Origin of the sequence: Streptomyces canus, assembly GCF_030816965.1 — a bacterium.
Lineage (GTDB): Bacteria > Actinomycetota > Actinomycetes > Streptomycetales > Streptomycetaceae > Streptomyces > Streptomyces canus_E.
Genome location: NZ_JAUSYQ010000002.1, coordinates 8,482,510 through 8,501,390, shown reverse-complemented (window position 1 = coordinate 8,501,390; position 18,881 = coordinate 8,482,510). Strand labels below are relative to the sequence as shown.

The following is an 18,881-nucleotide window of genomic DNA, read 5'->3' as shown; positions in this document are numbered from 1 at the left end:
GCCTACGGCCATGACGCGATGGAGTGGAGCGGATATCCCACACTGAGGGATATCCGGGAACTACGCCTTACCTCGTTCGCATTACAGACAGCCAATGACGACCCAACAGCCTCGAAGGAGGAAAGGCATCGAGTGGCATGTGTGCACGGATTTGCGGGACCTCAGCCATGGGGCTGGACAGCCGTCGCCTATCCATCTACATCTCGTTTGACAACGCGACGGCGCCACCGTACTGGGCCTCACCCATGATCCTTACGCCGCGACACGAGAGGTATTGACCGCTCTAGCCACCGAGCCGCACAGAAATCAGGAAGCGAACGTCTCTTCCATGAGAGGAGCAATCTCCCTGTCATACCATTCAGACATTGGCACCAACTGCATAACATTTGCCACATTCGACAGACCGAAGTACGCCTCTATGTGTGCCAGCGGCGTTCCATCAGGCTCGCTGCCCGGCGACCAGTCCCCGACTAGAATTCCCATCACCTCACCCCTGCACAGGCCAGCAAGCAGCAATAGCGAAGTGGAGCATAGAGGATCGGGTCACATCTCGTTCTTTCCAGTGCAGCCACCGTTATAGGCAAGAGGGGCCTCTTCTCCGCATCACTCGTCGTCATCATGTCGCGACCTTAGCTTGTCGCCTCACCCCGCGATAGCGGGTCAGAACTTGATGCCTAATACATTGCGCACCTTCGTTTCGCCCCTCGAGCCATGCCGCCCTCCCAGTCACAGGAGAGGGACCCTCACCTAGCTGCTTGCATCTATCCCAGCAGCTGACGGCCTACGCGAACCTCGTCCGCCATGCGTCCGACCCGACCCCACCACACCCACTCCGCCTCAGTCATGCCGAGTTTCATCTACAGATGTTTACGACATATCGTATGGATTGCCCTCAAATTACACCCAGCATGCCTGTCACTTTGAATCTGCTTGAGCTACCGTCGACCTCGATCATCTACACCTGTTGATGGAACGGCGGCGCTCCCGCGCGTGAAGCCTGCGCCGACCTCGCCCATCCAGGGTGGAGAACCACTCGGCCGCGGGAGGCGCGATCTTGTCGGACATCAAGTTGACACGCAGGGGGTTTTATGACTCGGGTTCGGGAAAAATATCGGCTGCGACATGCCGATGATGAAACCAGAAAAGGTCCCTGAGGCTCCTTCTTCTAATTCACCAGATCGCTATATGATGCCTAGCGAGGTGGAACACCGACTTGGCATTTCACCTTCGACGCGGCGCCGGTGGACCAATCGTGGTCTGCTGCACGCAATTCCTCTTGGCCCGCACTACCGGCCAGGACCAGGAGACAATCGCGGAGGTAACAGAAACGGCAGCCGGGTGCGCTACAGCGAGCATGAGGTAAATGACCTTTTCGAGCGCATCAAGAACGGGGTGCTTGCCCAGCCGCCTAAGCTCCTGGATCCCTAGGTATCACAGGCTTTGAGGATCTTGAATTCACCACGGAAGGGACACATGGCCGAGTCCGATGCACCGTTTGACCGGTGGCACAAAAGATATCCGAAACCAGGTGACATAGCATGCAAATGCGGCACGAAGAAGAGTCTACTCTATCCGTCAGCCGACCATGGACGGGGTCAGCAATGGCAGGCTCGCTACACGGACCCGAACGGCAAGACCCGCCGTCCAGCGTTCGACACCTGGCAGGCAGCACGTGATCACCTGGACGAAGTCCGAGTGCAGATCCGCAACGGCAGTTGGGTCGATCCAGATCTGGGAAACGAAACAGTCGAGTTCTACGCCAAAGAATTCCTTGAACGCAGAAGGAAGAAGAACAAGAACAAGAACACGACTGACACGTACGACACGCACATCCGGGTACACATCATTCCATTCCTCGGGAAGCACATCGCCAGGACGCTGCGCCGCAAGCACAGCATGGCCCTCGTGGATTACCTGATCGACCAACCCACCGTTGGCGGCGTCTACGGTGTTCAGATCTTCAAAACCTGGCGCATCCTCGTCAACTACATGATCGACGAGGATGTACCCCTGCCAGCGAACGTCGTGTCGCGGATCGAGCTGCCGGAAGTGGAAGGACGAGTAAAAGTTTCCCTCAGCGCGGAGCAGGTAAATCGCCTCGCTGCCGCGATGAGGGAAGTCGAGCCGCGTTTCGAGGTCTTCGTGTGGATCGCCGCATGTGCAGGCCTCCGCGAAGGAGAAGCCATCGGCCTCAGTAAGGCATCTGTCGACTGGTCGGAGGGACTCCTGTACATCGAGGAACAGCGGCAGGGAGGGAAGTCAGCGAAGCTCAAGACGAAGGCCAGCGCAGCAACGTTGCCCGTCGACGCCTTCCTCATCGACAAGCTGAGGAAGCACATCGAGCGCTTCCCCCAATTCGCACCGGTGAGCCGCCGCGCGGAAGGTGACCGCCGGCGGCGAGGCTGGGTTCCGCCTCCAGACGAAGGGTTGATCGTCACCAACCGATACGGACGGCCAGTTTCGGGCCGAGACTTCAACGAGAAGTGGCGTGCCGCCGTCACGCTGGCCGGGCTGCCGCCGGAGATACGGTTCCATGACCTCAAGCACTTCTACACGTCTCAGCTTGGCGCGTCAGGCCAGCACGACCCGAAGACGGTTCAGGCTCTCAGCAGACATGCAAGGTTCGCCGAGACATGGGAGACCTACGCCCATCCGCCGCGGGCCGTGGAGGGCGTGGATGTCACGACCTTCAGCGGCTTGTTTTCTCCATTGGACACATCCGGGGAACAAGCGGCCTGATGGCTAGCCCGCCAAGGGGACTTGACCCGGTCCGCCCCTAATGTGAAAGACTCGATGACGAAGCGAGGCTAACCATCGCGGCAAGAGGGCGCATCGACCCGTGGAACGGTCGAAGTGCTCGATTCGACCCCGATTCGACCCCGCGAGTGCAGGACCAGAAAGTGCACCTCTCCCGGTCTCGGCCGGAGCGGTGAAGCGAACTGAATACCACGCGGCAGGCAGCAAGCGGCTGACCAGGGAGTTTCCGTCCGGCGGAAGTCCTATTGCCGGGGTGGAGGTGACATCGTCATGGTGTTCTCGACACGACGTCGAGGATGACGGGACCCCTCTCATGCCGCACATCACCGCTTTTGCCAGGAACCAGTGGTACGTCGCCGCCTACAGCCATGAGGTCGGGCGCGAGGAGTTGCTCGGCCGGACGATCCTCGGTGAGCCGCTCGTGTTCTACCGGACCGAGGAGGACGGGACGCCCGTCGCGCTCGCCGACCGGTGCGTGCACCGCCGGTTCCCGCTGCACGAGAAGCCCAGCCGCCTCGACGGCGACCGGATCGTGTGCGGGTACCACGGGTTCACGTACGACACGACGGGCACCTGCGTGTACGTGCCGGGCCAGAAGCGCGTACCGCGCACCGCGCGCGTCGCCTCCTACCCCGTCGTCGAACTGGACTCCCTGATCTGGGTCTGGATCGGCGACCCGGCCCTCGCCGATGCCGACACCATCCCGCGGGCCAGGCACCTCGACTCCCCCGGCTGGGTCACCGTCCGCGGCATGGAGCCGATCGACGCCGACTACGGTCTGCTGGTCGACAACCTCCTCGACCTCTCCCACGAGACTTATCTGCACGGCGGCTACATCGGCACCCCCGAGGTCGCCGAGACGCCGATCACCACGGAGGTCGACGAGGGCGCGGGCATCGTCCGGGTGAGCCGGCACATGGACGACGCCGCATGCCCGCCGTTCTACGCGAAGTCCACCGGCATCGAGGGCCGGATCACCCGCTGGCAGGACATCGAGTACCACGCGCCCTGTCTCTATCTGCTGCACAGCCGCATCGCGCCGGTCGGCGTACTCCCCGAGGCCGACGGCAGCGATCCGAACGGCTTCCACACCGAGATCACGTACGCCATCACCCCCCGTCGAGCGACGGCCACGTGTACGACTTCTGGATGGTCTCGCGCGACTGGGCGACCGAGGACGCCGAGGTCACCGAGTTCCTGCGGGGCAACAACCACACCGTCGTCATGCAGGACGTCGACGCGCTCAACCTGCTGCAGCGGACGCTCGGCACCGAGCGCACCGGCTACCAGGAGCTGAGCATCAACATCGACACCGGCGGTCTCGCCGCCCGCCGTATCCTCGCCCGGTTGGTCGAGGAGGGCGACAAGCCCGTGGAGAAGGTCCTGTGAGTGCCGGACCCACCGGGGAGATCTACCGCATCGACTGGCTGCCGGGCACCGATGTCCTGCACGGCACCTGTCACTGCGGCCGCGAGCACACCTCGCAGGACCCGATCGAGATGTGGGAGTGGATGCTCGCCCATCCCCAAGGACACGAGCCGCCCTCACACGAGCCGCAAGGAAACAGTTCATGAGTGACGCGTACGAAGCCGAACTCGTCGTCGACCGCCGCGACGCGGCGGCCGACGGTGTGCTCGCCCTCACCCTGCGCCACCCGCTGGGCGAACAGCTCCCGCAGTGGGAGCCCGGCGCCCACCTCGACGTGGTGCTCGGTCCCGGCCTGGAGCGGCAGTACTCCCTGTGCGGCGACCCGGCCGACCGCACCGCCTGGCGGATCGCCGTGCTGCGCGAGCCCGCCGGGCGCGGTGGATCCGCCCATGTGCACGAGCAGTTGGAGCCGGGCGACAAGGTCAGGGTGCGCGGGCCGCGCAACCACTTCGCCCTGCGGCCCGCACCCCGTTACCTCTTCATCGCGGGCGGCATCGGCATCACCCCGATCCTCCCGATGCTCGCGGCGGCGGAGGCCGAGGGCGCGGAGTGGACGCTGCTGTACGGCGGGCGGACGCGCGAATCCATGGCGTTCACCGAGGAGTTGAGCCGCTACGGCGATCGGGTCACCGTCGCTCCCCAGGACCAGACGGGCCTCCTGGACCTCGCCTCGGTGCTCGACGGCGTCCCCGAGGGAACCCTCGTCTACTGCTGCGGGCCCGGCCCGCTGCTCGACGCGGTGGAGGAGCGCTGCCCCGCCGGACTGCTGCACGTGGAGCGGTTCACGCCGAAGGAGCAACCAGCCGCGGAGAACACGGAGTTCGAGGTCGAGCTGGCACAGACCGGCACGACGGTCACGGTCGCGCCGGACGTCTCCGTGCTCGACGCCGTGCGCGCCTCGGGCGTGGAGGTGCTGTTCTCCTGCACCGAGGGCACCTGCGGCACCTGTGAGACCGACGTCCTCGACGGCACCCCGGACCACCGGGACTCGGTGCTCACGGACGAGGAGCGGGAGGCCGGGGAGACGATGATGATCTGTGTGTCCCGGTGCCGCGGGAAGAAGCTGGTACTGGACCTGTAGCCATCCCGAGATCGGCCTCGATGCCCGCGACCGTCTCCAGCAGTGGCGGCAGCAGGTCCCGCCGCAGCGCGGCGAGTGTCGTACGCCCCGCCTGCACGGGGATGTTGACCGCCGCCACCACCTCGCCGCCCCGGTCCCGCACCGGGGCGGCGATCGAGCGCAGCCCCTCCTCCAGCTCCTGGTCGACGACGGCGTACCCCTGCCGGCGTACCCGGTCGAGTTCCGCCCGCAGAAGGTCGGCGGAGACGATGGTGCGGGCGGTGAGCGGGGTCAACTCGACGTGGGCGAGGCGTGCCTCGATCTCCTCCTGCGGCAGATGGGCGAGGATCACCCGCCCGACCGAGGTGACATGGGCCGGAAAGCGGGTGCCGACGGTGATCGCCGCGGTCATGATGCGACGCGCGGGCACCCTGGCGACGTACACGGTGTCGTCGCCGTCGAGTACGCACAGGGACGACGACTCCCTCGTGTTCTCCACCAGTTGCTCCAGATGCGGTACGGCGATCTGGGCCAGCGAGAAACTCGACAGGTAGGAGTAGCCGAGCTCGAGGACGCGCGGGGTGAGCCGGTAGGCGCGGCCGTCGGCGCGGACGTATCCGAGGTCGGCCAGCGTCAGCAGGAAGCGGCGGGCGGCCGCGCGGGTCAGCCCGCAGGCGCGGGCGACCTCGCTGAGGGTGAGTTCCGGGCGGTCGGCGTCGAAGGCGCGGATGACGGCGAGGCCGCGCTCCAGGGAGCGGACGAAGTGAGGGGCGCGGTCTGCTTCGAGCATTGTCGCCTCCGATGAGCAACTGTCAACAATATTGTCAGCCAAAGGTGTTGACCCGACCCCCGCGAGCCCCATACCTTTCGCGCTGAGCACCACTGTGCGGTCTGCGCACAGCCTGTCGGAACAACAAGTCTGCACAGGAGGAGCCATGCGTCGTCTGCTCGTCACCCTCGCGGCCGGAGCATTACTGGTCACCGCGTCGGCCTGTGGTTCGTCCGGCGACTCGGGGGCCTCGGACCCGGGATCGTCGTCCGGCGGCACCACCACCGTCAAGCTCGGCCTCATTCCGATCGTCGATGTCGCGCCGGTCTATCTGGGCCAGAAGAAGGGGTTCTACGGCAAGCGCGGGCTGAAGCTCGAGATATCGACCGCGTCCGGCGGCGCGGCGATCGTGCCCGGAGTCGCCAGCGGGCAGTTCCAGTTCGGTTTCTCCAACGTCACCTCCCTGCTGATCGCCCAGTCGTCCGGGGTGCCGGTCAAGGCGGTCTCCAACGGCATCGCCTCAACGGGCGTGGCGGGCAAGGACTTCGCGGCGATCGCGGTGAAGAAGGGCAGCTCGGTCAAGTCCGCGAAGGACCTGGAGGGCAAGAAGGTCGCCATCAACACGCTGAAGAACATCAACGAGTCCGCGGTGCGCGAGTCGGTCCGCAAGGACGGCGGCGACCCGGACAAGGTGAAGTTCGTGGAGCTGGCCTTCGACCAGATGCCGGCCGCTCTCGACAGCGGCCAGGTCGACGCGGCCTGCGCGGTCGAGCCCGCGCTCGCCACCATCAAGAGCCAGGGCGGCCAGGTGATCGCCTCCCCGCTGGTGGACGTGGCCAAGGACACCACGGTCGCCATGTACTTCACCTCGACGCGGTACCAGCAGCAGAACGCCGACGTGGTGAAGAAGTTCCAGGAGGCCACCGCCGAGTCCCTCGCCTACGCGGACGCCCACCCGGACGAGGCACGCCAGATCATCACGACGTACACCAAGATCCCGGCGTCGGTGCTGGCGCAGGTGACTCTCCCGAAGTGGCCGGCCGAGCCGAACAAGGAGTCCATCGAGGCGCTGGCGAAGCTGGGCGAGGAGGACGGGTTCTTCAAGAAGACCCCTGACGTGGACGCGCTGCTTCCGTGAGGCTCCAGAACGCGGCGCTGGGCGCCGCCGGACTCGCGGCCTTCCTCGCCCTGGGCGAGGCGGTGCCGCGGCTCGGTCTGGTCAGGGAGGAGTACTTCCCGCCGACCAGCCGGATCGCGAGCGCCTTCGCCGACGAACTCTCCGACGGCGCCTTCTGGACGGCGCTCGGCGACACGCTCACCGGCTGGGCCCTGGGCCTGGCCATCGCCGTCTCGGCGGGGATCGTCATAGGCGTGGTCGTCTCCGTCGTGCCGTATCTGCGCGAGGCGACGGCCTCGACGATCGAGTTCCTGCGCCCGATCCCCTCGGTCGCCCTCATCCCGCTGGCGGTGCTGTTGTACGGCAGCGAACTGCGCTCGGTGCTGTTGCTCGTCGTGTATGCCAGCTTCTGGCAGGTCCTCATCCAGACGCTCTACGGCGTCCAGGACGTCGACCCCGTCGCCGAGGAGACGGCACGGTCGTACGGTCTCGGCACCTGGGCGCGGATCCGGCATGTGCTGTGGCCGACCGCGCTGCCGTATGTGATGACCGGTGTCCGGCTGGCCGCGGCCGTCGCGCTGATCCTCGCCATCACCGGTGAACTCGTCATCGGCGCACCGGGCTTGGGCGCCAGGATCGCGGTCGCGCAGAACTCGCAGGCGGTCCCGGAGATGTACGCGCTGATCGTGGTGACCGGCATTCTGGGGCTGCTCATCAACGTCGGCGCGCGTACCGTGGAGCGACGGGCGCTGGCCTGGCACCAGTCGGTGCGCGGGGAGGTGGCGGTGTGAGGCGCTTCGTACTCCAACTGGTCTTCGTGCTCGCGCTGCCCGCGCTGCTGGTCGCCGTCTGGTGGTTCGCGTCGGACGGCAGCACCAACGTCTTCTGGCCGCCGCTGCGCACGATCCTGAAGACCTTCCCGGACGTGTGGACCGCCGAGCGCCTGCGTGCCGACGTCCTGCCCAGCATCTGGCGACTGGCTGCCGGTTACGCGCTGGCGGCCGTGGCCGGGGTGGCGGTCGGCACGGTCATCGGCTCCTACCGGCGGGTGCGAGCGGTGTGCGAACCGGTCCTGGAGTTCCTGCGTGCGGTGCCGCCGCCGGTGCTGGTCCCGGTCATCATGCTGTTCGCGGGCATCGGGGACACCATGAAGGTCACGGTGATCGCGAGCGGCTGCGTGTGGCCGATCCTGCTCAACACGGTCGAAGGCGTGCGCGCGGTCGACCCGGTGATGCTGGAGACAGCCCGTTCCTACGGCGTCACCGGCCCCTCTCGACTGCGCCATCTGGTGCTGCCCGCGGCGAGCCCGCAGATCTTCGCGGGCCTGCGGCAGGCGCTGTCCATCGGCATCATCCTGATGGTGATCAGCGAGATGTTCGCGGCCAGCAACGGCATCGGCTTCACCATCGTCCAGTTCCAGCGCAGCTTCGCAGTCCCCGACATGTGGACCGGGATCCTCGTCCTCGGTCTGCTCGGTTTCCTGCTCTCCGTCGTCTTCCAGCTGGTCGAGCGGCGGGTCCTCGCCTGGTACCACGGCCTGCGCGCCTCGACCCGGCGGTCCCCGTGACTCACCCGAACGCGAAAGGGCGGTCCATGCTCGACGTACGTGGCCTGAAGAAGGTCTACGAGGGGTCAGGACGCCGTGTGGAGGCGGTCCGCGACCTCACCTTCACCGTCGAGGCGGGCGAACTCGTGTGTCTCGTCGGCCCGTCCGGCTGCGGCAAGACGACCCTGCTGAAGTGCATGGGCGGACTGCTCACGCCGACGGCCGGCGAAGTCCACCTGTCGGGCCGGAAGGTGAGCGGTCCCCCGCCCGGGATGGCCTTCGTCTTCCAGGAGTACGGCCGCAGCCTCTTTCCCTGGATGCGTGTCGCCGACAACGTGGAACTGCCGCTGAAACAAAAGGGTTTGAGCAAGGCGAGGCGACGTGAACTGGTCGCCGACGCACTGGAGTCGGTGGACCTCTCGGAAGCCGCCGGGGCGTATCCCTGGCAGCTCTCCGGCGGTATGCAGCAGCGCGTGGCGATCGCCCGTGCCCTCGCGTACGAGCCCGAGGTCCTGCTGATGGACGAGCCGTTCGCGGCCGTGGACGCGCAGACCCGGGCCGACCTGGAGGATCTCGTACGGCGGCTGTGGCGGGAGCGCGGCATCACGATCCTGTTCGTCACCCACGACATCGACGAGGCCGTGTACCTGGGTGAACGCGTGATCGTGCTGTCCGCCTCCCCCACGGTCGTGCAGGAGCAGCTGAAGGTCGATCTGCCGGACGAGCGGGACCAGTTGCACACGCGTGTGGCCCCGCGCTTCGCCGAACTGCGCACCCATGTGTACGAGCAGATCCAGGCGGCGAAGCGCGGGGCCGTGCGGGACGCTCCGGTCACGAAGTCAGGTACGCCTCCACTTCACTGAACTGCCCCCGCACCACGAGGTCAGACCCGGCTCCCCGTCGCCGTGTCCGCCGACAGCCGCTGAGCAACGTAGATCGGAAACACGGACAACAGCACCAGCACGGCCGCCACCACGTTCACCACCGGTGCCTGCTGCGGGCGGGTCATGTTGTTGAAGATCCAGATGGGGAGGGTCTCGATGCCCGGTCCCGCAGTGAAGGTGGTGACGACGATCTCGTCGAAGGAGAGAGCGAAGGCGAGCAGGCCGCCCGCGAGGAGGGCCGAGCGGACCAGGGGGAAGGTGACGTCGGCGAAGGCGCGGAAGGTGTTCGCGCCCAGGTCCATCGCGGCCTCCTCGTAGGAGCCGGAGGTGCGGCGGAGCCGGGCGACGACGTTGTTGAAGACCACGACGATGCAGAAGGTGGCGTGGCCGACGACCACGGTGAACAGGCCGAGGCCGACGCCCAGCGGCTCGAGCACCGTGCCGAACGCAGAGTTGAGGGCGATGCCCGTGACGATTCCCGGCAGCGCGATCGGCAGGACGACCACGAAGGAGAGGGCGTCCCTGCCGAAGAAGGGGTACCGGGCGACGGCGAAGGCGATGAGCGTTCCGAGGACCAGTGCAATGGCAGTGGCGCCGAGGCCCGCCTTGACCGAGACCCACAGCGCCGCACGGGCCCCCGAGTTCTCCCAGGCCACCGACCACCAGTGCAGGGTCAGCCCCGGCGGGGGCCAGCTCGCGCTCCGGTCGGGGTTCAGGGAGTTGACGAGGACGAGCACGAGCGGGACGTAGATCACCGCGAAGCCGAACCCGGCGGCGACGCGCAGTGCGATACGGGCGGATCGGGACAGTTGCACGAGGCTCCTCTACAGGCTGCTCAGGGCGCCGGTGCGGCGCATCGCCAGCAGATACAGCACGATCACGACCACCGGCACCGTGCCGAGCGCCGCGGCCATCGGCAGGTTGAGTTCGATGTTGGAGTAGACGAGGTTGCCGATCAGCTGGGTCTTACCGCCGACGATCTGCACGGTGATGTAGTCGCCGAGGCTCAGCGAGAACGTGAAGATCGACCCGGCCGCCACCGACGGCAGCACCATCGGGAGCACCACCGACCGGAAGGTCCGGACGGCCCGCGCCCCCAGGTCGGCCGAGGCGTCGAGCAGGTTGGCCGGCAGCTGCTCCAGCGCCGCGTGGATCGGCAGGATCATGTACGGCAGCCAGAGGTACGTCAGTGTCAGCACGGCCGCCGTGAGGCCGAACCCCGGGCCGCTCAGCCCGAACGGCTTCAGCATCCAGTCGGCGAGCCCGCCCTCGGAGAGGATCAGCCGCCACGCGTACACCTTGACCAGGTAACTCGCCCACAGCGGTGTGAGGATGGCGACCACCAGCAGCGGGCGCCACCTGGGCCGCGCGACCCGTGCCGTGTAGAAGGCGACCGGGAAGGCGATCACCGCGCACAGGACGGTGACGGCCAGCGCCACACCCACGCTCCGCAGGATCACCTGCCGGAACACCGGCGTGGTGAACAACTCGCGGAAGTTGTCGGTCGACCAGACCTTCACCACCTCGGAGGTGAAGGAGTTCGTCGTCCAGAACGCGGAGACGAACAGCACGGTCAGCGAACCGAGGTAGAGCACTGCCAGCCACAGCAGCGGGGCGGCGAGGAGCAGGGAGAGCCGCAGGCGGGGGCGGCGGTGCAGCGCCCCCGCGGTCCGCGTCAGCAGGGCCATGCCTCAGCCCTTGATCTCGGTCCAGGCCTGGACCCACTTGGCGTACGGCACGCACGTGACGTCCGTGCGGCCGTCCAGGCACTGCTCGATGGGCGTGTTCCAGAAGGCGATGTTCTTCCAGTAGTCCTCGTCGGAGGCGTGGTAGGTCGTGCAGAAGTTCTTGTCGCTGGTGAGGTCGCACGCCTTGGAGTTGGCGGGCGCCTCGCCGAAGTACTCGGCGACCTGGGCGTTGACCTTCGGCGAGACGATCCAGTCGAGCCACTTGTAGGCGCAGTTGGGGTGCTTGGCCTTGGCGGAGACCATCCAGGTGTCGGACCAGCCGGTCGAACCCTCCTTGGGGACGAAGGCCTTGACCTTGGCGCCCTCGTCGGCGGTGAGGTTGGCGATCACCTGCCAGGTGGTGCCGACCACGGAGTCGCCGCTCTTGAACGCGGAGATCTCCTTGAGGTAGTCGCTCCAGTACTCGCCGATGTTGGCGTTCTGCTGCTTGAGCAGGGCGACGGCGGCGTCGAACTGCTTCTGGTCGAGGGCGTAGGGGTCCTTGATGCCGAGACCGGGCTTGGTCTCCTTCAGGTACAGCGCCGCGTCGGCGATGTAGATCGGCGAGTCGTACGCGGTGACGTGGCCCTTGTACGTGGACGCGTCGTCGAAGACGGCGGACCAGGAGGTCGGCGCGGGGGTGACCTTCTCGGTGTTGTACATCAGCAGGTTGGCGCCCCGGCCGTGCGGGATGCCGTACATCCGCCCGTCGACGGAGTTCCACGCGCCGTCCTTCAACCCGCTGAAGATGTCCTGGTAGTTGGGCACGAGAGCGGTGTTGACGGGGGCCGCGTCGCCGGAGGCTATGAGGCGCAGGGAAGCGTCGCCGGAGGCGGAGACGGCGTCGTACTGACCGGTCTTCATCAGCTTGACCATCTCGTCGGAGCTGGCGGCGGTCTTGGAGTTGACCTGACAGCCGGTCTGCTTCTCGAAGTCGCTGACCCAGTCGACCTTCGGGTCGTTGGAGCCGTCCTCGACATAGCCGGCCCAGGCGATCAGATTGACCTGCCCCTCGGTCGCGCCGAGCTTCGTGGGCGCCTTGAGATCGGGCGGGTTGAGTCCGGAGGAGGAGCCGGAGCCGGAGCCGGAGGAGCCACAGGCGGTGGCGACGAACAGAAGCGTGACGGCCGCAGCCGCCTTGAGGGTGAGGCGCACGACGTACTCCATCTGCGAGAAGGGGTCAGTCAGTGGTGGGCACCGCAACGGCATGCCGCCTGTGCCATTGCAGTCGCACCCGGGCACCCCGGTACGCGGCCACATCCTCGGACGACGTCTCCAGGTTCTGCTGAAGGGCGGTGAGACGGCCGCCGCCGTCGAGGTCGACGAGGAAGCGCGTGGCGTCGCCCAGGTAGACCACCTCGGCGACGGTGCCGGTGGCGAAGGCGTGTTCCGGCTCGTCGGAGTCCGCGGACTCCTTCAGGATGCGGATCTTCTCGGGCCGGACGCTGTAGGTACCCGGCACGCCGACGATCCGGCGGGCGGTGTCCCCCTCGAGGAGATTGGACGTGCCGACGAAGGACGCCACGAAGGGCGTCGCGGGGCGTTCGTAGATCTCGGCCGGGGTGCCGACCTGTTCGATGCGGCCCTGGTGGAAGACGGCGATACGGTCGCTCATCGTCAGGGCCTCCTGCTGGTCGTGGGTGACGAGCACGAAGGTGATGCCGACCTCGCGCTGGAGCGCCTTGAGCTCGACCTGCATCTCCTCCCGCAGCTTCTGATCGAGCGCCCCGAGCGGCTCGTCGAGCAACAGCACCCGGGGACGGCCGACGAGGGCACGGGCGAGAGCGACCCGCTGGCGCTGCCCGCCGGACAGCTGGGCCGGACGCCGCTTGCCGAAGCCCTCCAGACGCACCTCGCCGAGCGCCTTGCGTGCCCGTACCGACCGCTCCGCCCTGGGCACCCCCCGGACCTTGAGCGCGTAGGCGACGTTCTGCTCGACGCTCATGTGCGGGAAGAGGGCGTAGTCCTGGAACACGGTGTGGACGTCCCGCTCGAAGGGCGCGAGGCCGGTGACCTCCTGTCCGGCGAGCTCGACGCGGCCCTCGGTGGGGGTCTCGAAGCCGGCGATCAGGCGCAGGACCGTGGTCTTGCCCGAGCCGGAGGGGCCGAGCATCGAGAAGAACTCCCCGTCCCGGATCTCCAGGTCGATCCCGGCCACGGCGGTCGTCTCCCCGAACGACTTCCGCAGGTGGTGCAGCCGGATCGCGCTTCCCTCCATGGGCGGGAACCTTTCTGGCTCGCTCGGGCGTTGACCGATAGACCGAAAACATATGAAGTCATAGTTCCAATCTCAAGGCCCCCTTAGGGTAAAGCTTGAGTCAACGTGCAAGGTGGTGGCCGTGAACGAGCAGCGCATCGACGGCGCCCGCAGAGCCGTCTTCGCCCCGGTCGACAACAGGGCGCGGGTGGACGCGGTCGTGCGCCGGATCGGCGACGCCATCGAGCTCGGGCTGCTCGGTGACGGTGAGCAGCTGCCGGGCGAGAGCGAGCTGGCCGGTCAGCTCGGCGTGTCCACGGTGACCCTGCGGGAGGCGCTCATGGCACTGCGTCAGCAGGGGCTCGTCACCACCCGCCGGGGCCGCGGCGGCGGCTCCTTCGTCTCGCTGCCCGAACCCCCGGGCGAGGAACGGCTCAAGGTCCGTCTGCGCGGCTGGAGCACCGAGGAACTGCGCGACCTCGGCGACCACTGGGCCGCCCTCTCCGGTACGGCGGCGAGGCTCGCGGCCGAGCGCACAGAGCCCGAGGATCTCGTACAACTACGGCGTACGGCCGAGGAGTTGGCTCAGGCGGAGGGCGCTGCGGCGTGCAGCCGCCTCTACGGCCGCTTCCATGTGGAGCTGGCCGCGGCCGCGCAGTCGGCGCGGCTGACCCGGGAGCAGGTCGCCCTCCAGACAGAGGTCGGGGCGCTGTTGTGTCTTGTGCTCGGGGACGGCGAATATCGTGAAGAGGTGTCCGGGCGACTCCGATTCGTCATCTCCGCCGTGCAGGATGGGGCCCACGAATCGGCCAGGGAACTGGCCGAGCGATGCGTGCGGGAGTCCACGGCACGGCTGATCGCCCTGCGTCTGTCGCTGTAGCCGCCTCGCTCGAACGGTCCCCGTCCGCTGGAGGGCAGCCATGGGCCTCGCGACGGCAATGCTCGACAAGGCACCGGAGGAGTCGGTCGCGGCGCGGGTCCGCTCGGCCGTGGAGACGGTCTTCGACGCCGTTGCCGCGACCCGCGCGGACACCACGGCCCTGCTGGAACGGGTGGCCGCCGAGGGCCGCCGCCCCGCCACCGTGGACCTCGCCGCGCTGCGCCCGGGTCTTCATCTGCGGCTCGCCCGGCACGGGTTGGTGTCCGGCGTCGGGTTCGTCGCCGCGCCGGGACTGCTGACGGACGTACCCGCGTGGCTGGAGTGGTGGCAGACCGGCTCGGAGGGCGACGTACGACCGCTGCTGCTCGACCTGGACCCCGCGCACTCGGCGTACGCCGACTACACGCACTGGGACTGGTTCGCGCTCCCCCGCGACACCGGGGAGCGGGCGGTGGCCGGGCCGTATGTCGACTACCTCTGCTCCGACGAGTACAGCCTGACGCTGTCGGCGCCGGTCGAGATGGCGGGCCGGTTCGCCGGGGTGGCCGCGGCCGACGTGTATCTACGGCACTTCGAGGCGGCCGTGATGCCGATGCTGCACCAACTCCCTGGCCCCGCCCGTCTGGTGAACGCCCGCGGCCGGGTCGCCGCGTCCACCGACCCGCGCCACCTGGTCGGCTCCCTCGACAAGGGCCCGGACTTCGCGGGGGCGTTGACGACCGGCAGGCCCACGCGGGCCGACGGGGTGCGGCTGATGCCGTGCGAGGGGGTGCCGTTGGTGCTCGTGGTGGCGGAGTGAGCCGGGAGGGGCGGCGGCCCCGTGGAACACCTTGGCTCCACGGGGCCCGACACGTGCTGACGAGGCGCCGTCGACGACCTGAACGCCGACGGTGCCCGTCAGACCTGGGGGGTGGGGACCACCGTGAGGTGTGTCGTCGTGCGACGCGGGCGGCGCCTGGTGGGAGCCGGACGGAGCACCAGGGTCAGCCGGGTGTAGCCCAGGTCGCGCAGGGTGCGCGGGGTCTCGTCGACGACCCGGCAGTCGGTGACGCCCCAGCGCGGGTCGGGGTGCACCAGCGGGCGTACGGAGCCGTCGTGCTCCACGGCCCGCTCGCCGACCGCGCGGATCCAGTGCGGCAGGCCGTGCCGGTAGGCGGCGTCCATGATCGGGTCCTGCGCGATGTCCCGGCGGATCGCCTGGATGACGTGGTCGTGGCCGTGCCGCTCCACCGCGGCCGCGAAGTGCGCGAGCATCGGCAGACACCAGCGCGACTCGTGCTCACCGAGGACACTGCTCGCGTCGGGGTGGAAGAGGACGAACCGGAGGAAGTTGTCGCCCGGCATGGCCGTCGGATGCGGACCCACGGCACGGAAAAGTGACGCGAAAGCGGCGTTGGCGAGGACGACGTCCCAGCGGTGGTCGAGGACGACGGACGGGAAGGGGACGGCTTCCAGGAGCGTGGCGTAGTCCTGAAGATACGCCTGGGCTTCGAGCCCCTCGGGGACGGGCCGCAGTTCCGACCGCTGCCCACCTGCCTGATATGCCATCGGGAGGTCACCCCTCTTGCCTATGCGGCCTTCACGCGGCGCCTTGATCCTGCTGCTCCGGAGCGAGTCGTGTCAACTATCGTGGCATTCCGTAGCAGTTGACGGCTGAAATTGGCCACAGTTGTGGCGACACCTGGATGTGAGTTCGAACAAGGGGCTACTCTCCGGGAAGTTCACGGCGACCGCCTGTGAGTAGTCGGGTGAGAGACGTAGGAGATCTGTCGGTGTCGGATGGCTTCGAGGGCCCGGACGACGCGGCAACGGTCGTACTGACGGCCGTCGTCGCCCGCGTCGCCGCACTCTCCGACCGGCTCGGCGTACCGCACGCGCAGGTCTTCGACACCGGCCGGCTGTCCGTCGCCTCGGGTGTCCCCGAGCCCGTGGTCAAGGCTCTGCTGAGTGGGCGCCCGGCGGGTGAACCGGACGTCCAGGCGCGGTTCCTGCAGCGGCTCGACCTGTTGCGCCGCACCCGGCTCAAGCCCAACGGGCGCAAGTACACCCAGCAGGAGATCGCCGACGGCGCGGGCATGTCCCGGCAGCAGGCGGGCGCCCTCATCAACGGCGACAGGCGCCCCACCATGGAGCACTGCGACGCCATCCAGCGGTTCTTCCGGGTGCACGCCGGGTTCCTGACGGCCGAGGACCCCGAGGCGCTCGCGGGTGCGCTCCAGCACACCGAGCAGGAGCTCCTGCACAAGCTCGCCGACCGGGAGCGGGAGGCCGCCGCGGCCACCCACGACCCGTTGGAGCGACTGCTCCAGGACCACGGCGTCCGCGGGATCGCCTGGCGGGCCGCGCAGCTGCCCACCGACCAGCACCGTGACAAGGTCGCCGAGTGGCTGGACATGCTCCTGGAGAGCGTCAAGCGGCCCGAGTCCTGATCCGGGAGACAACTGTGGGCATCGGTAAGCACATGCGCCGCCTGAGCGGCGAGTTGGTGGCGGAACTGGAACTCGACGCCCCCGCACGGCCCGAGGACCTCTACGGGGCCCTGTGCGACGCGATGAGCAGACGCCGGGGCCGCCCGGTCCACTTCCGTACGGCGCCCTTCCCGCCCGGCACGGCCAGCGGGCTGTGGCTCGACATGGCCGACCAGGACCTCGTGGTGATCGAGGAACGCACCGCCCCCGACCACCAGTTGGTCATCCTCGGCCACGAGCTGTGGCACATGAACGCCGGCCACTGCTCCCACCACGTCGAGGGCGCCGCGGTCGCCGCCCGCCTCCTCTGCGACGACGCCGATCTCCAGGCCACGGTCCGCAAGGTGGCCGCCCGTAGCCGCTTCGAGCTCGACGACGAGCGGGAGGCGGAGAGCTTCGGCCTGTTGCTGGCCAGCAAGTGCCGGACGTGGCTGGCCGGTTCGTCGCTGCGGGGACCGGTGCAGCGGGACCGTCTGGCGGGACGGATCGAGGCGTCGCTGGGGTATCTGGGGCCACAGGGCTGAGCCTGCCCCGTCGTCATGTCGCGCTGCGTTCGCTCGCCTCTCTCAGGTCACGCTCCCCGCGCCGTGCCCGCGAGGTGCCGGGGCCGCCGTCCCGGAGCAGTTGCCTCCAGTGGTCACGGCTCCAGTCCGCCGGAGCCGTGGTCGCCGTGAACTCCTCGACCAGCGAGACGAACCGCGTGGGATCGCTGTGGAACGGGAAGTGACCGGCGCCCTCGAAGATCTCCAGGCGGCTGCCCGGCATCGCCTCGTGCGCCCCGAACGCGTGCCGGACGGGTACCACGCTGTCCCGGTCGCCCCACAGGAGCATGGTCGGCATGCCCTCGGTGAGGTAGCAGCGGTCGAGCATGGTGACGACCTGGCCACGCCAGTCGACGACCGCGCGCAGGGTGCGGATGAAGGCGTTGCGTGAGGTCTCGTCCGGGAGCGCGTCGACGAGGTTGAGCAGATCCGGGGCGTCCTGGCCGAGGTCGGTGTCCAGGAGCTTCATCAGGCGGACGGCGAGGCTTACTTGGAGCCGCATGCCGGGCAGCCGCAGCGAGGACAGCATGAGGTGGGCGCCGGGCAGGGAGACCAGCCGCAGCACGGGGTTGACCTCGCGGCCCACACCGCCGGCGCTGACCAGGATGAGCCGCTCGGTGCGTTCGGGGAACTGGTAGGCGAACTGCATGGCCACTCCCCCGCCCAGTGAGTGCCCGACCAGGGTGGCCGACTCGATGTTGAGAGTGGTGAGCAGATCACGCACGCCGTTGGCGTACGCGGCCACCGAGTAGTCGGCCCGCGGCTTGTCGGAGTCGCCGTGACCGAGCAGGTCGGGGGCGATCACGGTGTGGGTGCGGGCGAGGTCCGGAATCAGCTCGGCCCAGGTCGCCGAGGAGTCACCGATGCCGTGGATGAGGACGAGCGGCGGTCCCTGGCCCGCCATGCGGAAAGCGCGGCGGTAACCGTGCACCACGCGGTACTGCAACTCCAGTTCTGCGTCGCCCACCGAGCGCAGCCGGACGGCGCGCACCGGGCGCCGGCGCGGGTCGTCGACCATGTGCTCGCCTCCCGTTCTCCTGGCCGCGGATCAAGACGGCCGAAAGCCCTTCCTCCCAGCGTAGGACCGCTTTCCCTCCAGTGATTTCGGTGAGGTTTCGCCTCCGCTAAGCGGCCGGACGAACGGGCGCGGAAACCGGATTGTCAGTGGTGGACGGCAAGCTGGAGATGCACGCCCGTACGGGCTGCGACCGACGCGCCCCGTCCAGGGTGCGACCGACGCCGACTTGGGGAGAGCCGCCGATGCCCACCGCCGTACTGACCGACCGTGAGCGCACCGCCGTCCAGGCCTATCTGCGGCTGTTGCACACGGTCCGAGCCGCCTTCGACACCGCGGCCGGCCCGCCCGACACCGCCCGACCACCGGTCGTCCCGCCGGCGGTCCTCGCCGAGGCCGAACAGGCGCTGGCGGACGCGGGCCTCGCGGGCAACGAGGAGGCGTTCTTCAGGCTCCTGCAGAGCTGGTGTCCGCCGGAGTCCTAGACGTAC

General features: G+C 68.2%; 19 protein-coding genes and 1 pseudogene. 13 read left to right on the top strand and 7 right to left on the bottom strand.

What is annotated here, in order from left to right:
- Positions 1-1,473 precede the first annotated feature (1,473 nt).
- The 4 genes and pseudogenes from QF027_RS39960 to QF027_RS39945 all read left to right on the top strand — a co-directional run bounded on the left by QF027_RS39960 (position 1,474) and on the right by QF027_RS39945 (position 5,266).
- Complete coding sequence (locus QF027_RS39960; RefSeq protein ID WP_307080254.1) at positions 1,474-2,739, top strand: site-specific integrase; 1,266 nt, start codon at positions 1,474-1,476, stop codon at positions 2,737-2,739.
- A 331-nt stretch (positions 2,740-3,070) separates the two neighbouring features.
- A pseudogene (locus QF027_RS39955) lies at positions 3,071-4,146 on the top strand (Rieske 2Fe-2S domain-containing protein).
- On the top strand, positions 4,143-4,331 hold the full coding sequence (locus tag QF027_RS39950; RefSeq protein WP_057610121.1) for a hypothetical protein: 189 nt from the start codon (positions 4,143-4,145) through the stop codon (positions 4,329-4,331). The pseudogene QF027_RS39955 and the gene QF027_RS39950 overlap by 4 nt, the downstream one beginning before the upstream one ends.
- Complete coding sequence (locus tag QF027_RS39945) at positions 4,328-5,266, top strand: PDR/VanB family oxidoreductase (RefSeq protein WP_307080252.1); 939 nt, start codon at positions 4,328-4,330, stop codon at positions 5,264-5,266. The genes QF027_RS39950 and QF027_RS39945 overlap by 4 nt, the downstream gene beginning before the upstream one ends.
- On the opposite strand, the gene QF027_RS39940 is transcribed toward QF027_RS39945, so the two are convergent.
- Complete coding sequence (locus QF027_RS39940; protein WP_307080250.1) at positions 5,181-6,035, bottom strand: IclR family transcriptional regulator domain-containing protein; 855 nt, start codon at positions 6,033-6,035, stop codon at positions 5,181-5,183. The two genes, QF027_RS39945 and QF027_RS39940, sit on opposite strands and share 86 nt — an antisense overlap.
- A gap of 145 nt (positions 6,036-6,180) precedes the next feature.
- On the opposite strand from QF027_RS39940, the gene QF027_RS39935 reads away from it, so the two are divergent.
- Genes QF027_RS39935 through QF027_RS39920 form a run of 4 tightly spaced genes read left to right on the top strand, consistent with a single transcriptional unit; the run spans position 6,181 to position 9,540 of the window.
- The gene (locus QF027_RS39935; protein ID WP_306973909.1) at positions 6,181-7,152 is read left to right on the top strand and encodes an ABC transporter substrate-binding protein; all 972 of its coding nucleotides are present in this window, start codon (positions 6,181-6,183) and stop codon (positions 7,150-7,152) included.
- Positions 7,149-7,922 (top strand): ABC transporter permease, encoded by a 774-nt coding sequence (locus tag QF027_RS39930; RefSeq protein ID WP_307080248.1) that lies wholly within the window; start codon positions 7,149-7,151, stop codon positions 7,920-7,922. The genes QF027_RS39935 and QF027_RS39930 overlap by 4 nt, the downstream gene beginning before the upstream one ends.
- Entirely contained in the window at positions 7,919-8,698 is a 780-nt protein-coding gene (locus QF027_RS39925; RefSeq protein ID WP_306973913.1) for an ABC transporter permease, read from the top strand. The genes QF027_RS39930 and QF027_RS39925 overlap by 4 nt, the downstream gene beginning before the upstream one ends.
- Positions 8,699-8,724: 26 nt before the next feature.
- Complete coding sequence (locus QF027_RS39920) at positions 8,725-9,540, top strand: ABC transporter ATP-binding protein (RefSeq protein WP_307080246.1); 816 nt, start codon at positions 8,725-8,727, stop codon at positions 9,538-9,540.
- A gap of 20 nt (positions 9,541-9,560) precedes the next feature.
- Here QF027_RS39920 and QF027_RS39915 read toward each other — a convergent pair whose 3' ends face one another.
- Genes QF027_RS39915 through QF027_RS39900 form a run of 4 tightly spaced genes read right to left on the bottom strand, consistent with a single transcriptional unit; the run spans position 9,561 to position 13,506 of the window.
- Positions 9,561-10,376 carry an ABC transporter permease gene (locus tag QF027_RS39915; RefSeq protein ID WP_307080243.1) on the bottom strand — a complete coding sequence of 272 codons (816 nt, stop codon included), beginning with the start codon at positions 10,374-10,376 and terminating at the stop codon, positions 9,561-9,563.
- 9 nt (positions 10,377-10,385) lie between these two features.
- The gene (locus QF027_RS39910) at positions 10,386-11,249 is read right to left on the bottom strand and encodes an ABC transporter permease (RefSeq protein WP_307080241.1); all 864 of its coding nucleotides are present in this window, start codon (positions 11,247-11,249) and stop codon (positions 10,386-10,388) included.
- Positions 11,250-11,252: 3 nt separating this feature from the next.
- Entirely contained in the window at positions 11,253-12,455 is a 1,203-nt protein-coding gene (locus tag QF027_RS39905) for an ABC transporter substrate-binding protein (RefSeq protein ID WP_306973922.1), read from the bottom strand.
- A 13-nt stretch (positions 12,456-12,468) separates the two neighbouring features.
- Positions 12,469-13,506: an ABC transporter ATP-binding protein gene (locus QF027_RS39900; RefSeq protein WP_307080239.1), complete on the bottom strand. Its 1,038-nt coding sequence runs from the start codon at positions 13,504-13,506 to the stop codon at positions 12,469-12,471.
- A gap of 121 nt (positions 13,507-13,627) precedes the next feature.
- Between QF027_RS39900 and QF027_RS39895 the strand changes: the two genes are divergently transcribed.
- Complete coding sequence (locus tag QF027_RS39895; protein WP_306973927.1) at positions 13,628-14,365, top strand: FadR/GntR family transcriptional regulator; 738 nt, start codon at positions 13,628-13,630, stop codon at positions 14,363-14,365.
- 40 nt (positions 14,366-14,405) lie between these two features.
- The gene (locus QF027_RS39890; protein WP_307080237.1) at positions 14,406-15,164 is read left to right on the top strand and encodes a cache domain-containing protein; all 759 of its coding nucleotides are present in this window, start codon (positions 14,406-14,408) and stop codon (positions 15,162-15,164) included.
- Between the two features lie 98 nt (positions 15,165-15,262).
- Here the strand turns inward: QF027_RS39890 and QF027_RS39885 are convergent, their stop codons facing one another.
- A complete protein-coding gene (locus tag QF027_RS39885; RefSeq protein ID WP_306973931.1) occupies positions 15,263-15,913 on the bottom strand; it encodes an MmyB family transcriptional regulator in 651 nt (216 codons plus the stop codon).
- 224 nt (positions 15,914-16,137) lie between these two features.
- On the opposite strand from QF027_RS39885, the gene QF027_RS39880 reads away from it, so the two are divergent.
- Together QF027_RS39880 and QF027_RS39875 are read left to right on the top strand one after the other, a co-directional pair.
- The gene (locus QF027_RS39880) at positions 16,138-16,794 is read left to right on the top strand and encodes a helix-turn-helix domain-containing protein (protein WP_306973933.1); all 657 of its coding nucleotides are present in this window, start codon (positions 16,138-16,140) and stop codon (positions 16,792-16,794) included.
- Between the two features lie 32 nt (positions 16,795-16,826).
- Entirely contained in the window at positions 16,827-17,357 is a 531-nt protein-coding gene (locus QF027_RS39875) for a toxin-antitoxin system, toxin component (RefSeq protein WP_306986470.1), read from the top strand.
- Between the two features lie 13 nt (positions 17,358-17,370).
- Here QF027_RS39875 and QF027_RS39870 read toward each other — a convergent pair whose 3' ends face one another.
- Positions 17,371-18,393 (bottom strand): alpha/beta fold hydrolase, encoded by a 1,023-nt coding sequence (locus QF027_RS39870; protein ID WP_306973935.1) that lies wholly within the window; start codon positions 18,391-18,393, stop codon positions 17,371-17,373.
- A 242-nt stretch (positions 18,394-18,635) separates the two neighbouring features.
- Here QF027_RS39870 and QF027_RS39865 point away from each other — a divergent pair, with 242 nt between their 5' ends.
- Positions 18,636-18,875 carry a hypothetical protein gene (locus QF027_RS39865; protein ID WP_057610106.1) on the top strand — a complete coding sequence of 80 codons (240 nt, stop codon included), beginning with the start codon at positions 18,636-18,638 and terminating at the stop codon, positions 18,873-18,875.
- Positions 18,876-18,881 lie beyond the last annotated feature (6 nt).